At 60.5% G+C, this 12,730-nt stretch carries 14 protein-coding genes and 1 pseudogene; 6 read left to right on the top strand and 9 right to left on the bottom strand.

All coding sequences use genetic code 11. The features are described from left to right. The 3 genes from FZZ85_RS11915 to FZZ85_RS11905 form a co-directional block, all read right to left on the bottom strand. Positions 1 to 127, bottom strand: a 127-nt coding sequence (locus FZZ85_RS11915) for a GTP-binding protein (RefSeq protein ID WP_304623288.1), incomplete at its 3' end; no start/stop codon positions are given. 19 nt (positions 128 to 146) lie between these two features. Next, complete coding sequence (locus FZZ85_RS11910; protein WP_226415516.1) at positions 147 to 437, bottom strand: 4a-hydroxytetrahydrobiopterin dehydratase; 291 nt, start codon at positions 435 to 437, stop codon at positions 147 to 149. A gap of 42 nt (positions 438 to 479) precedes the next feature. Further along, positions 480 to 1,097 carry a secondary thiamine-phosphate synthase enzyme YjbQ gene (locus FZZ85_RS11905; RefSeq protein ID WP_226415513.1) on the bottom strand — a complete coding sequence of 206 codons (618 nt, stop codon included), beginning with the start codon at positions 1,095 to 1,097 and terminating at the stop codon, positions 480 to 482. A 52-nt stretch (positions 1,098 to 1,149) separates the two neighbouring features. Between FZZ85_RS11905 and FZZ85_RS11900 the strand changes: the two genes are divergently transcribed. From FZZ85_RS11900 to FZZ85_RS11890, 3 genes are all read left to right on the top strand, one after another. Continuing rightward, entirely contained in the window at positions 1,150 to 1,557 is a 408-nt protein-coding gene (locus FZZ85_RS11900) for a thiol-disulfide oxidoreductase DCC family protein (RefSeq protein WP_226415510.1), read from the top strand. 197 nt (positions 1,558 to 1,754) lie between these two features. Next, complete coding sequence (locus FZZ85_RS11895; protein WP_226415507.1) at positions 1,755 to 3,263, top strand: carboxypeptidase M32; 1,509 nt, start codon at positions 1,755 to 1,757, stop codon at positions 3,261 to 3,263. Between the two features lie 61 nt (positions 3,264 to 3,324). Continuing rightward, positions 3,325 to 3,912, top strand: coding sequence for an inorganic diphosphatase (locus FZZ85_RS11890; RefSeq protein WP_226415505.1), 588 nt, complete (start codon positions 3,325 to 3,327; stop codon positions 3,910 to 3,912). Between the two features lie 199 nt (positions 3,913 to 4,111). Here FZZ85_RS11890 and hemC read toward each other — a convergent pair whose 3' ends face one another. Beyond that, positions 4,112 to 5,065 carry a hydroxymethylbilane synthase gene (gene hemC, locus FZZ85_RS11885; protein ID WP_226415502.1) on the bottom strand — a complete coding sequence of 318 codons (954 nt, stop codon included), beginning with the start codon at positions 5,063 to 5,065 and terminating at the stop codon, positions 4,112 to 4,114. Between the two features lie 137 nt (positions 5,066 to 5,202). Between hemC and FZZ85_RS11880 the strand changes: the two genes are divergently transcribed. Then, positions 5,203 to 5,670, top strand: coding sequence for a hypothetical protein (locus FZZ85_RS11880; RefSeq protein WP_226415499.1), 468 nt, complete (start codon positions 5,203 to 5,205; stop codon positions 5,668 to 5,670). 190 nt (positions 5,671 to 5,860) lie between these two features. Here the strand turns inward: FZZ85_RS11880 and rpoD are convergent, their stop codons facing one another. Beyond that, the gene (rpoD, locus tag FZZ85_RS11875; RefSeq protein WP_226415497.1) at positions 5,861 to 7,216 is read right to left on the bottom strand and encodes an RNA polymerase sigma factor RpoD; all 1,356 of its coding nucleotides are present in this window, start codon (positions 7,214 to 7,216) and stop codon (positions 5,861 to 5,863) included. A gap of 305 nt (positions 7,217 to 7,521) precedes the next feature. On the opposite strand from rpoD, the gene priA reads away from it, so the two are divergent. Beyond that, positions 7,522 to 9,771: a primosomal protein N' gene (gene priA, locus FZZ85_RS11870; protein ID WP_226415495.1), complete on the top strand. Its 2,250-nt coding sequence runs from the start codon at positions 7,522 to 7,524 to the stop codon at positions 9,769 to 9,771. Here priA and FZZ85_RS11865 read toward each other — a convergent pair whose 3' ends face one another. From FZZ85_RS11865 to FZZ85_RS11855, 3 genes are read right to left on the bottom strand one after another with little or no spacing between them, the layout of a single operon-like run. Further along, positions 9,772 to 10,830 (bottom strand): DUF3153 domain-containing protein, encoded by a 1,059-nt coding sequence (locus FZZ85_RS11865; RefSeq protein WP_226415493.1) that lies wholly within the window; start codon positions 10,828 to 10,830, stop codon positions 9,772 to 9,774. A gap of 3 nt (positions 10,831 to 10,833) precedes the next feature. Beyond that, positions 10,834 to 11,715, bottom strand: coding sequence for an acetylglutamate kinase (gene argB / locus FZZ85_RS11860; RefSeq protein WP_226415491.1), 882 nt, complete (start codon positions 11,713 to 11,715; stop codon positions 10,834 to 10,836). A gap of 3 nt (positions 11,716 to 11,718) precedes the next feature. After that, positions 11,719 to 12,261, bottom strand: coding sequence for a DUF2854 domain-containing protein (locus FZZ85_RS11855; protein ID WP_226415489.1), 543 nt, complete (start codon positions 12,259 to 12,261; stop codon positions 11,719 to 11,721). Positions 12,262 to 12,330: 69 nt separating this feature from the next. Between FZZ85_RS11855 and FZZ85_RS11850 the strand changes: the two genes are divergently transcribed. Beyond that, positions 12,331 to 12,519: a hypothetical protein gene (locus FZZ85_RS11850; protein ID WP_226415487.1), complete on the top strand. Its 189-nt coding sequence runs from the start codon at positions 12,331 to 12,333 to the stop codon at positions 12,517 to 12,519. A gap of 30 nt (positions 12,520 to 12,549) precedes the next feature. Here the strand turns inward: FZZ85_RS11850 and FZZ85_RS11845 are convergent. Further along, positions 12,550 to 12,730 (bottom strand): annotated as a pseudogene (locus FZZ85_RS11845) (single-stranded DNA-binding protein); the annotation flags it as partial.

Raw genomic sequence — 12,730 nt, 5'->3', positions numbered from 1 at the left:
CCAGCACCGCGGTCTTCACCCCATGCTGATTGCTCAGGATGTGGTTTAGCAGCGTGGTTTTTCCCGCTCCGAGGAAGCCGCTGAGAATGGTGACGGGGACGTTGGCAGTGGCGGGTGTAGTGGTCATGCGCAAGGACCCTCTCAACTCATGCTGGCAGCAGAGCATCAATGGCGCTGGCCAGCTCCACATCCAGGCTGCTGAGGCCGCCAAGATCATGGGTGGTTAGGTCGATCGAAACGCGGTTGTAGACGTTGCTCCAGTTCGGATGATGATTTTTTGATTCGGCCAGCAAGGCCACTTGTGCCATGAATCCAAAGGCCTCCACGAAGCTGTTGAACTGCAGATCGCGGTGCAGCCTTTCTCCGTCCACGACCCAATTGGGCAAGGCTGTGGTGAGTGCCGACTTCTGGGCGGCGTCGAGACGTTCAACTGGCATGGCAGCCCTGAATCACGACTACATCGTGGCTGGCGTAGGTCGTCAGTCGCTCAGCTCATGCAATCGATCAATCATCAGATCGGTGTCTGTATCGATGCCGTCGTCGGTTTCCCATGCATTGGGGTCGTAGCGGGCCTGAATAGCTTGATTGATCCTTTCGCCATTGCGCAGGCTCAAAAGAGTTTGAGGCGTTGCTGAGCTGGTCTGCGTGTTGCTCTCAGGGGTGGAGCGGCTCGATGGCTCACCGAACAGGTGGCAGGCGATCGTTCTGGTGTGAGCAGCGCAGCGGTGCTCCCAGAGGTAAACGGCTTGCCAGGTGCCCAGCAGCAGTTGGCCTCTGCAGATGCTCAGGCTCAGGGTCTGGCTGGTGAGCGCGGTTCGGATGTGGGCCGGCATGTCATCGGCTCCTTCGTCGTCATGGAGATAACGGCGGTGTTCTGGAACGGCATCGGTCATCCATGCATCCAGGTCTTGCAGCACCCGTGGATCAGCGTTCTCGTTGATCGTGAGGCTGGCGCTGGTGTGCAGACAGGTGAGATGCAGAACGCCCTGATCCAGTCCCGTGCTGCGGATCCAAGTGTTCAACCTACTGTCCAGACGGGTGAAGCCCCTCCCCGGGGTTTGAACTGAGATCTGATGCAGGATCTGCTGCACGCTCACCGTTCTCCAGCGTTCTTTCCTTACTTTGCGTGCTGCAGCACAGCCTGAGTTAATGGCCAGCCCCTCTGTCCCCGATCTGACCCTGCTGTTCGACGGAGGCTGTCCGTTGTGTGTGCGCGAAGTTCGGTTTCTGCAGCGGCGTGACCGCCGGGGCCGGCTGGCTTTTGTCGACATTGATGCCTCTGATTACGACTCAGAGGCCCATTCCGGCATCAGCTATCGGGTCGCCATGGGCCGTATTCATGCCATCACAGGCTCCGGGGAGGTGCTGCGTGATGTGGCCGTCTTTCGTGAGGCTTATCGGCTGATTGGTCTGGGGTGGCTTTACACACCTACCCGCTGGCCCTTGATCGGCGGCGTGGTCGATTGGGTCTATGGGATTTGGGCTGCCAGGCGGCTTCAGATCACCGGGCGCGCAGACCTTGAGACCCTGTGCCAAGGCCGCTGTGAGATGCACTGATCGATCTTTATTGAACGGCCTTGGGTTGTCGGTAGATCAACTTCAGCGGCCAGAGAGCCATGGGCAGGGTGATCCCCAAGGCCACCCGCAGCATCAATCGGCGCATTGGTCCAGGACGCTGAACTGCTTCACCATGGCCTGCATCAGTGCTTCGATGCCACTCCAGGTGTCGTTAGGCTGATCAAAAAGAGAGCGAGATGGCTTCTGCCGCAACGGCTTGGGGGCAGCTGGGAGCCCATCTGAGAGAGACACAGTTGCTCGGCTCGATTCAGAGCACTCTGTACTGGGACCAGAACACCCGCATGCCCTCTGGCGGGGCGTCCTGGCGGGGTGAACAGCTCACGCTGCTGGCGACCCAGCTTCATGCCCGTCAGAGCGCAGCGGCTTATGCGGATCTGCTGGCCGCAGCACGTCAACACTGGAACTCCGGTGAGCGATGCCCTGAGCAGGGCCGCAATCTGGATCTGCTGGAACAGGATCTGCAGCGGCAGCAGTCCCTCGATCCAGCTCTTGTAGCCGCCTTGGCCAAGGCCAAGGCCGATGGCTACAACCGTTGGCAGCAGGCTCGATCGGCCTCTGATTTCAGCCTCTTCGCACCGGCGCTTCAGACCTTGATTAACCTGCGTCAGGAGCAGGCCAAACAGCTGGATGAGCCTCGCTCCTGTTGGGAGACCCTGGCGCAACCTTTCGAGCCAGATCTGCGTCTGGAGCGTCTCGAGGCTTTGTTTGCTCCGTTACGGCAACGGTTGCCGCAGTTGGTTGCTCAGGCATCCACCCGGCCTCGCCCCCGATCAGCGGACTGGCATCTCGATGAGTCCAGCCAGCAAGATCTTTGTGATCAGCTGCTCGGTGCCTGGGGCCGCAATCCTGCCATCACCTGCATGGCGCGCTCGCCCCACCCCTTCTCGATCACGCTGGGACCGGCGGATTACCGCATCACCACGCGCGTGGTGCCAGGGCAGCCATTGTCGTGTTTTCTCGCCACTGCCCATGAATGGGGACATTCCCTGTACGAACAGGGTTTGCCGGACCAGAGCCACCAATGGTTTGCCTGGCCCTTAGGACAGGCAACCTCGATGGCGGTGCATGAAAGTCAGTCGCTGTTCTGGGAGAACCGCGTTGCCCGGAGCCGTCCATTCGCGGAGCAGTGGTGGAAGCGTTTCGCACAGGTCGGGGCTCCCTTCAGCGGCGCCCAGGACATGTGGCAGGCGATGAATCCAATGGCGCCTGGTTTGAATCGGGTTGAGGCGGATGAACTCAGCTATGGCTTGCACATCCTGATCCGCACGGATCTCGAGATTGCTCTGCTGGAAGAGGGTTTGGAGGTGAAGGATCTCCCTGACGAATGGAACCAGCGCTATCAACAGCTCCTGGGTGTACGGCCGATGAACGATGCCGAGGGATGCCTTCAGGATGTGCACTGGAGTGAAGGTCTGTTTGGCTATTTCCCCTCGTATCTGTTGGGGCACTTGATCAGTGCGCAGTTGAGCGAAGCGATGGCGGAGGCCATCGGGTCTCCGGAAGAGCATGTGGAGCGTGGCGACGTCACGCCCTTGCTGGCTTGGCTGCGTGAGCATGTTCACCCGCTCGGACGCGGTGTGAATGCCGATCAATTGGTGGAGAGGGTCACCGGTCGGCCCCTGAGCACCGATGCCTTCCTCGGCTATCTGGAGGACAAGCTTGATCGGCTGCAACTGGTCTCCTAGCCGCTTGCAACTCGACGAGCTGAGTGGCCCGTAGGATGCGCCGCGCTGTCCATCGCCGTTTATGGCCAACCTCGATCAGGCACCCAGCCGCAGCATGCCCAACCTGCTGCATGTGCTGCCGGCCTTCGCTGATGAAGCCGAACTTCGTCTCAACACGATCGTGGAGCTCAACTCCAACACGATCAATAAGTACGAGCTGATCACCGAAACCGGTCATCTGAAGCTGGACCGCGTCGGTTACTCCTCGCTGGCTTACCCCTTCGCCTATGGCTGCATTCCTCGCACCTGGGATGAAGATGGCGATCCTCTTGATATTGAAATCGTTGGGGTCACCGAGCCCCTCATTCCCGGTTCGATTGTGGAAGCCCGCATCATCGGTGTGATGACCTTTGACGACGGTGGTGAAGTCGACGACAAGGTGATCGCTGTTCTTGCCGACGACAAGCGCATGGATCACATCAAGAGCTGGGAAGATCTTGGTGAGCACTGGAAGAAAGAGACCACCTACTACTGGGAGCACTACAAGGATCTGAAGAAGCCTGGCACTTGCACGGTGAATGGTTTCTTCGGCACTGATAAGGCCGTTCAGATCATCAAGAGCTGTGAGGCTCGCTACATGGCTGAGATCGATCCCAAGTTGGTCGACTGAATGAGTCGGCGATCGACTGCTAATCGGGCGGGGGATTTCCCCCGCCTTTTTCATGGCTCAGCGTTGGAACATGTTCACCAGGACGGCGCGGCGCGCCTGGGGGTGTTGGGGATGGCCACAGTGAGCACCGCGCTGCGAGGAGAGCACCATGTCGCCGGCCTTGGCAAACAGAGCAATGGCCTCAGCCCCTCACAGTTGATCAGGCTTCGGGGCGAACGGTGTCGAAGATCTGTTTGAGAATCTCTCCTGCACCCTGATCTTTGAGGGTGTGGGCGAGGGAGAGGCCGATGGCTTCGGCGTCGCTGGCGGGGCCACTGGCTTGGTCGCGGATCAAGCGTTTTCCATCAAGGCTGGCCACCATCCCGGTGAGGATGAGTTGATCGCCTTCGAAACGGGTGTTCACGCCGATGGGGACCTGGCAGCCACCCTCCAGTTCCCGCAGGAAAGCCCGCTCGGCCAGGCAGCGCTGGGAGGTGGGGGTGTGCTCCAGCACTTTGATCGCCTCAAGCACTTCGGGCTTGTCCTCGACGCATTCAATACCCAGGGCTCCCTGACCAACGGCGTGCAGTGAGATGTCGCCGGGGATCAGCTGGTGGATCCGATCGCCGAAGCCCAGCCGGCCCAGGCCTGCTGCAGCCAGGATCAGGCAGTCATAACCACCACTGTCCAATTTCTCCAGCCGGGTGATCACGTTCCCCCGAACGTCCTTGAAGACCAGGTGGGGGTAGTGGTGACGCAGCTGAGCCAGGCGGCGCAGTGAACTCGTTCCCACGACCGAACCTTCGGGAAGGGTTTCGAGCTTGTAGGACTGGTTCTTGGTATTCACCACCAGCGCATCGGCCGGGTCTTCCCGTTCGGTGATGCAACCGAGCATCAGCCCCTCAGGAAGGTTGGTGGGCAGGTCTTTCAGGGAGTGAACGGCAATGTCCGCGCGACCCACCAGCATCTGGGCCTCGAGTTCCTTTGTGAATAGGCCTTTGTCGCCGATCTTGGCCAAGGCAACGTCCAGGATCTTGTCGCCCTGGGTGGCCATGGCTTCCACGGTGATCTTCAAGCCGGGATGGGCCTTTTCCAGTTCCGCCTTCACCCAGTTGGTTTGCACCATGGCCAGCTGGCTGCGTCGTGAGGCGATGCGCAGTTCGGTGAGGGCCATGGAAAGGGCGAATCAGCCGCCCAGCCTACGCTTTTGGGTTTGGATTGATTGGTTCGTCTTCAAGAGGTTGTGAAGCTTCGAAAGGGAAGATCTCTTTGTGAAGAACGCTTAACATCTCCGAGTAACGCAGTGCAGCCATGCCAGGACCCGTCGTCAATGGCGTTCGTCAGGCCGGAGTAATTGGCTCGGTTGCCCCGGACCCCCAAGAGCAGGAGACCATGCTCCCTTTGGTGGCTGAGGGCTGCATTCGTCTAATCCTGTTGTGCAGTGGCGATGTCCTTATGGCGCGTCTGCGCCACACCACAGATCGCGATGGAGACTATGCCTATCAACTTCTGCGACCCCGTCTGGTGCGATCAGTGGCGGAGCACTCCCAGGACGGGCAGTCCAGCTGGGTGCTTCAGCCTTATCTGGCAGGGCTGACGTCGCAGCACAATCTGGTTCTATTCAAGGGGGCGGTGGCCTCCGTGCTTGAACCAGATGCTCGTCTGCTCCAGACCTATACGCTGGAAACACGCCAGGAGTGCCCCATAGAAGAAACTCCGGTGGAGCGCCTGAAGCGTGCCTTTCAGGAATTCACTGAGACCTTCGAAGGCAATCAGTGAACCGGTTGCACTGATTTTTTGTTTCCAAAGGAAAACCCCAGTCTCAGGCTGGGGTTTGATCTCTTCTGTGTGAGGAGGGCGTCTCAATTCCCTCGCTCTGGTTATGTGAGCCCGAAACGACATTGAGCCAGGGGGAAACGAACTTATGTATTGCTTCCGTAACTGTCTAGGTGGCAGGCTCAGTTAGGACTTACTTGATGTATTCCTTCAGCACCCCATTGCGATTGGGGTGGCGCAATTTGCGCAGGGCCTTGGCTTCGATCTGACGAATCCGTTCACGGGTCACGTCAAAAATCTGGCCAATTTCCTCGAGGGTTTTCATCCGCCCGTCGTCCAAGCCATAGCGCAGGCGCAGCACATCGCGTTCGCGGGGGCTGAGGGTGGCCAAAACACCCTCCAGGTCTTCACGAAGCAGGTTCTTGGCTACGTCCTGCTCTGGATTCTCGATGTCGGCTTCGATGAAATCGCCCAGGCGGGAATCCTCTTCCTTGCCGATTGGGGTCTCCAGGGAGATCGGCAGCTGGGCACTCTTGGCGATGAAGCGCAGTTTTTCGATGGTCATTTCCATCGATTCGGCGATTTCCTCTTCCGTTGGCTTCCGGCCGAATTCCTGAGAGAGAACCTTGGTGGTTTTCTTGATCCTGGAGATCGTTTCGTAGAGGTGCACCGGCAGGCGGATGGTGCGGCTCTGGTCGGCAATGGCTCGTGTGATTGCCTGACGAATCCACCAGGTGGCGTAAGTGGAGAACTTGTAGCCCTTTTCGTGGTCGAACTTTTCGGCTGCCCGAATCAGGCCAAGGCTTCCTTCCTGAATCAGATCTTGGAAGCTCAGGCCCCGATTCATGTACTTCTTGGCAATCGAGACCACCAGGCGCAAGTTGGATTGCACCATCTTTTCCTTGGCCCGTCGGCCCAGCATCAAGCGCCGGCGGAAGCGGATGAGCGGCATTTCCACCAGGGCCGCCCACTCTTTGTTGTCGGGTTCCCGGCCGTTGTCGCTTTCGAATTGAGAGGCCAGTTCCTCGAGGTAAAGAAGATCGGCAATTTTGCGGGCCAGTTCGATCTCTTCGTCGGGACGCAGCAGTCGAATTCGCCCAATTTCCTGCAGATAAACCCGGATGGAGTCTTCGGTGTAAACGCCTTTGGGACCGATCTTGATGCTGGCCAGGGCTTTGGCCTTGGCTTCCTTCTCAGCGGCTGCGGCTTTGGCTTTCTCTTCGGCGGTTGGTTTCGCTGCAGCCGCTTTTGGTGTCGAGGCTTTGGTGGGTGTTTTCTTTGTTGTGGCCTTTTTCGCGGTGGTTTTGGCCTTGGTGGTTTTCGCCGCAGCCTTTTTGGTGGTTCTCGAAGGCTTGGGTTGATCCGCAGCGGCCAGTAGTTCGTCGGCCGCTGTGCTCAAGTCCTTTGCGCTCGCCTTGCTGGTTCGTCGGCGTGCGGGGAGCTTTTTGGCCTCTTTGTCGGAATCCTTAGTGACTTCCTTCACCTTGCCGTCAGCATTGGCCAAAAGAACAATGTCCGGCTTGGCAGCTTTGGTGGCAGCAGGGGTCATGGTGTTAGACGAAGTCAGATGAAGGGGAAAGGCAAAAGCGGCAGAAACGCACCTGCGGCAAGAGCCGGAACTAGAAGCTTCTGTTCAAGCGAAAGAGAACGACGCAGCTGATGCTGAGACGGAGTTCATGGGTTGACGGTGGTGTCCGCGAGTAGACGAAATACTTGGACTGATTGTCTCTGTGCCTTCCGGGGTGGTCTCAGACCGGTCAAAGTGGCAAGGAACAGGACCTTGACTTCAGACTCTGTGTCTTCCCTCTGGATCGAGCGCAGGGTTGGCAGAAATTGCCCAACATCTCTACGTTAATGAAGTCTTCCGAAGTTTGCAAGGTCCTGTCGCATTCGCTGCGATGCGTTGAGGTCTGGCTGGAGGCCGGGCGGGAAGGGCGGTCGTTCAGCTATGCCGCAGATCCCACCATGGGGTTGATGCCGGGAGATCTGGTTCGGGTGCGCCTCCGGGGTCGAGCCATGCATGGGCTGGTGGTGGCGGAGCGGGAGTGGGCTCAGCAGGATCCTTATGAGCTGCAACCGGTGGAATCACTCCTGCAGCGAGCTGCTGTCGATTCGGAGTGGTACAGCTGGCTGGAACGGGTGGCGGCCCGTTGCCATCTCAGTGTCTTCCGCACCTTGAAGGCGGCTCTGCCGGCGGGCTGGATTGGTCAAGCCGGCCAGCGTTCCCTGGCCGGTGGGCGTCAAATGTGGTGGATCCAGGCCCGTGTCCCCCCTGATGCTGCGGATCAACCCACCCCGCGCCAGCGGGAGCTTCTGGCTTGGTTGGAAGGTCAGGGCAATGGCGTTTGGCAACGGGACCTGGTGGCTGGTGGGTTTGGTGCCCAATTGCTGCCCCCCCTGATCCAGCAGGGCTACCTGCACCGTCAGCAGCGTCGTTGTGAAGACAAGGGTTCTTCAGATGGTGCTGGCCCCAAGGAGTGCCCCCAGGCTTTGACAGCTGAGCAGAAGGCCGTGGTCGATGCCTACCAACAGCTTTCTCCCGGGCGTGGACTGCTGCTCTGGGGAATCACCGGCTCCGGTAAGACCGAGGTGTATCTCCAACTGGCTGCTCGGGAGCTGAAGCGGGGCCGGCACGTCCTGCTGCTCACCCCCGAGATCGGATTGATCCCCCAACTCGTCGACCGCTGCCGCAAACGCTTTGGCTCGCGCGTCGTGGAATACCACAGCGGTTGTGGTGACGCCGAACGGGTTCGAACCTGGCGCCGATGTCTTGCTGCCGAACAGCCGTTGGTGGTGGTAGGGACCCGCTCCGCTGTTTTCGTGCCGTTGAAGCCGCTGGGGCTGGTCGTGCTGGATGAGGAGCACGACAGCTCTTACAAGCAAGACGCCCCGATGCCCTGCTATCACGCCCGGGACCTGGCCTTGGACCGGGTTGTGATGCAACAGGCACGGCTTGTGCTTGGCAGCGCCACACCGTCGCTCGAGAGCTGGATTCAATCGGGCCCCGACGGTGCCTTGACCTTGGTGCGCCTGACCGAGCGGATTTCCCGGCAGGCCCTACCTCCGGTTCATGTCATCGACATGCGCCATGAGCTGGCCGAAGGACACAAGCGTCTGGTCAGTCGTGCCTTGATGGATCGTCTTGCGGCGCTGCCGGAGCAGGGCGAACAGGCCGTGGTCTTGGTTCCTCGTCGGGGGTACAGCCCCTTTTTGAGCTGCCGTAGTTGCGGCGAGGTGGTGATGTGCCCCCACTGCGATGTGGCGCTCACCGTTCACCGCGGCCAGGGCGGACGTCAGTGGCTGCGATGCCATTGGTGTGACCATCGTGAGGACCTGGAGAACCGCTGCAGTCACTGTGGTTCAATGGCATTTAAACCATTTGGGGCTGGTACCCAGAAGGTGTTGGAACTGCTCTCCCAGGAGCTCGAAGGTCTTCGCTTGCTCCGCTTTGACCGCGATTCCACCGGGGGGCGTGATGGCCATCGACGCCTGTTGGACCGTTTTGCTGCCGGAGAAGCCGATGTCTTGATCGGCACGCAGATGCTGGCCAAGGGCATGGATCTACCGCGGGTCACCCTGGCGGCGGTACTTGCGGCGGATGGGCTTCTGCACCGCCCCGATCTCCGAGCAGGAGAGCAGGCTCTGCAGTTGCTGTTGCAGTTGGCGGGCCGTGCCGGTCGAGGCGAGCGACCGGGGCAGGTGTTGGTGCAGACCTACTCCCCAGAACACCCGGTGATTCAACACCTGGTGGATGGTCGTTATGAAGCGTTCCTCTCCCAGGAAGTGGCCCTCCGCAGGGAAGCCGGTCTGGTGCCCTTCAGTCGCGCTTGTCTGCTGCGACTATCTGGAGATTCCCCCAGCAAAACAGCAACAGCGGCAGCGGTTCTGGCGGAGCGGATCCGGCCGATTTGTAAGCGCCAGAGCTGGTGGCTGTTGGGTCCGGCCCCGGCCCCGGTTGCCCGCGTGGCTGGCCGGAGCCGATGGCAGTTGTTGCTCCACGGTCCGGCGGGCTCCTCGCTTCCGTTGCCTCCGGGGCAGGCCCTCTGGGATGGCTTGCCCAAGGGTGTGGCGCTCACTGTCGATCCAGATCCGCAGCAGCTTTGATCAGGAGGGCAGTTCTGGGAAGCCGAAGCCCAGTTTCCGCCGCACCACCTGCAGCACCATGCTGCTGGTCATCAGCATCAGGATCACCACGGCCCCCAGGCCAAGCGGATTCCAGCGCCAGCCCTGCCAGCTGACTTCGGTGGTCGTGCCGGAAAGAGCCGTGCGCTCAACCCGCCCATGGTTGAGGCTCAGATGAACCTCGAGCCCAGGGATCTCGGGCAGATCGTTGAGGTCCACCATCAGCTGCAGGTGCTGCTGCACCCCCAGCAGCCAGTTGCGTTCTTCGAGCTTGAGCACCGGTGCTGGGAGTGAGACTCCAGCCGCGCGACCAGCCACGGCAACTACGGCGGCCATTTGTTGCGCCAGCTCGTGAGATGACACAACACGGCTGCTGATTTTTTGGCGTCCTGGGCCAGTTTGTTCGATCGTCAGCCCGGGCACCTCCCGTTGCAGGTCTTGCTCGAATTGTTTCTGCCAGGGCAGCGGTCGTTCCTGGGTGCTCCGCATGTCCCAAGTGAGGGCCAGTCGATCCGGGCCGCGAAGGTCGAGATCAGCCTCGATTTGGACGCAGCCACTCAGCAAAAGCGTGATCCCCAGCAGAACCGCCATCACCAGCACGGCGAAACCCGCCCCGGGTGAACGCGTCGGACCCGTTGGTGGTGATGGCGGGGGTTCGGGGCGCCGCGACCGCCGCCGCCGCATGGTGGAGGTCTGCCCGCTGCCGGAGCCATTCAGCTCCAGTTGCGGCATCCGCATCGACCAGCGTTCTGGACGATCCAGGCTGGGGGCTTCAAGAACCCCGAGAAGTTGTTTGGCTTGCTGGCGCAACTTTGGATCATGGCAGCGACTCAGCAGCCTGCAGGTGGCGATGGCTTTGTCTTCCTGCCCCTGGCCCATCCAGGCGGTGATCATCAGGAGTCGAAGGCCAGCCCCCTCCGGACTATTAATCGGGTGTTGCTCCGATAGGGGTAGAAGCAGCTCCAGGCCCTGGCCGTAGTCCCCGCGCTCCAGGGCTGCCTCCGCTTCAGAGAGGTCCAGTGCTGAGTCCTGCTCGCTCACCCTTTAGCCACTTCCCACCACCATGGTGCCGATGCCAGCGTCGGTGAAGACTTCGAGCAAGAGGGCATGGGGAACCCGGCCATCAATGATGTGGGCGGCTGACACGCCCTGGGCCAAGGCACGGATGCAACATTCCGTTTTGGGCGTCATGCCACCTGCGACCACGCCGTCCTCGATTAGCTGTCTCGCCTCTGAAAGGCGCAGTTTGCGGATCAGGGAGTCGGGATCGTCCCGGTCTTCAAGGATGCCGGGGGTATCGGTCAGCAGGATCAATTTTTCGGCGTCCAGGGCCGCCGCCAGCTCTCCAGCCACCGTATCGGCATTGATGTTGTGGGCTTGCCCGTCATCGGGGGTTGCGGCAACGCTGGAAATGACGGGCACATAACCCTTCTCCAGCAGCGGTTCGAGCACATCTGGATTGACGCGGGCAACGTCACCCACCAGCCCATGGCTGCCGTCCCCCCAAGGGCGTGCCTCAACAAGGCTTCCGTCACTTCCGCTTAAACCAACCGCACGGGTGCCGAGCTGATTGAGCCCATTCACGATCTGCTTGTTGACGCGGCCCACCAGCACCATTTCCACCACGTCCATGGTGTCGGCGTCGGTGACGCGCAGACCGTCGCGGAATTCGGCGGGGATTTTTAGACGCTGAAGCCATTGGTTGATTTCGGGCCCGCCGCCATGAACCACCACGGGTTGGACCCCAACGCAGGCCAGCAGAGCCAGGTCGCGAAAGACGGCAGCACGCAGCTCGGCATGGGCCATGGCAGCTCCGCCGTACTTGATCACGATGCGCCGACCGGCGAAGCGCTGGATGTAGGGAAGGGCTTCGCTGAGCACCGACACCCTGAGGGCGTCATCGTTGTTTTGGGTGGATTGGGCCATGGCTTAGACGTCACCAGCAGGAAGCAGAAGAACGTCCAGCCGTTGCTGATCCAGTTCCTTGAGTTCCGCTCGCATCCCCTTGGCGAAGAAACGCCCGAGCCGCTCTTGCCGCTCTTGCCAGCGCTCGAGGGGGACCGCTCCCAGCAGGAAACGCATCCGTAGGCCGTAGCCGCTGTCGGAATGCAGCTCTTCGATCTCCTCCAACTGCGGCGGGGTGTCCTCGTCCCAAAGTTTGAGCGCTTCCAGCGACGACTCCAGATGGGCCTTCTGGCCGTAACGCCAACGCGTCACATCGCCGAGCAACTTGCCCAGTTCAGGTGCTGCAGCTTCGCGTTCTTTTTGAAAGGTCTTGATCGGTGTCACCCGGATGGCTGGTGGCAGCTCCGACGATTTCAGGGCCAGTCCCCCCAATAAAATCGGGATTCCATAGAAAATCGTGGGCAGGCTGAGGTTGGCACTTCCCGTGGCGTAAGCGGTGGCACCGATCACAGTCAGCACGCCTCCGGCGATGGTGACGAGGCTGCCGGGGGAGAAGAAATCCTTCATGAAGGCCTTGGCTTGATCGTCATTTTGACCTCTAGACCATCAGGATGGAGATCTACTGCTCCGAGCAAGATGCTGGATCCATCGTCGATCGGTAGGGATGATCTTCTTAAGCAGCTCGACCGTGATCGCAGCTGGTTGCTGCAGCAGATTGATGGTGGTCGCTGGCCCGAGCTGCGGCTGGATCTTGCCGCTCTTGAGCGGGAGCTCGGGCAACTGATCACCCGAGCCTCAGAACTGCAGGACGAAGCTGGTCGTTGAGTTGCTCCGACCCGCGAGCATCCTCTGAATTCAGAAGGGTATGTCGTCGGTGTCGGGGACCAGGGGCGCAGCATTCCAGCTTGCCGGTTCAGGATCTTTCTCCACCTTGGTCGGCGCAGCCGCGGGGGCCTGGCGGCCTGGGGCCGGGGCTGAGGGGTTGCCGGATGGGGGTGCGCCTGTGGCTGCCGCGCCGATCGGATGAAGCCGAGCC

Source organism: Synechococcus sp. MU1642 (genome assembly GCF_020514115.1).
GTDB lineage: Bacteria > Cyanobacteriota > Cyanobacteriia > PCC-6307 > Cyanobiaceae > Parasynechococcus.
The sequence above is the reverse complement of the archived record's forward strand: the minus strand, read 5'-3'. Positions and strand labels throughout refer to the sequence as shown.

Bases quoted from the DNA above. Each gene is read 5' to 3' on its own strand.
- FZZ85_RS11910 (WP_226415516.1), bottom strand. From the start codon at position 437: ATGCCAGTTGAACGTCTCGACGCCGCCCAGAAGTCGGCACTCACCACA.
- FZZ85_RS11900 (WP_226415510.1), top strand. From the start codon at position 1,150: ATGGCCAGCCCCTCTGTCCCCGATCTGACCCTGCTGTTCGACGGAGGC.
- FZZ85_RS11895 (WP_226415507.1), top strand. From the start codon at position 1,755: ATGGCTTCTGCCGCAACGGCTTGGGGGCAGCTGGGAGCCCATCTGAGA.
- FZZ85_RS11890 (WP_226415505.1), top strand. From the start codon at position 3,325: ATGGCCAACCTCGATCAGGCACCCAGCCGCAGCATGCCCAACCTGCTG.
- hemC (WP_226415502.1), bottom strand. From the start codon at position 5,065: ATGGCCCTCACCGAACTGCGCATCGCCTCACGACGCAGCCAGCTGGCC.
- FZZ85_RS11880 (WP_226415499.1), top strand. From the start codon at position 5,203: ATGCCAGGACCCGTCGTCAATGGCGTTCGTCAGGCCGGAGTAATTGGC.
- rpoD (WP_226415497.1), bottom strand. From the start codon at position 7,216: ATGACCCCTGCTGCCACCAAAGCTGCCAAGCCGGACATTGTTCTTTTG.
- priA (WP_226415495.1), top strand. From the start codon at position 7,522: ATGAAGTCTTCCGAAGTTTGCAAGGTCCTGTCGCATTCGCTGCGATGC.
- argB (WP_226415491.1), bottom strand. From the start codon at position 11,715: ATGGCCCAATCCACCCAAAACAACGATGACGCCCTCAGGGTGTCGGTG.
- FZZ85_RS11855 (WP_226415489.1), bottom strand. From the start codon at position 12,261: ATGAAGGATTTCTTCTCCCCCGGCAGCCTCGTCACCATCGCCGGAGGC.
- FZZ85_RS11850 (WP_226415487.1), top strand. From the start codon at position 12,331: ATGCTGGATCCATCGTCGATCGGTAGGGATGATCTTCTTAAGCAGCTC.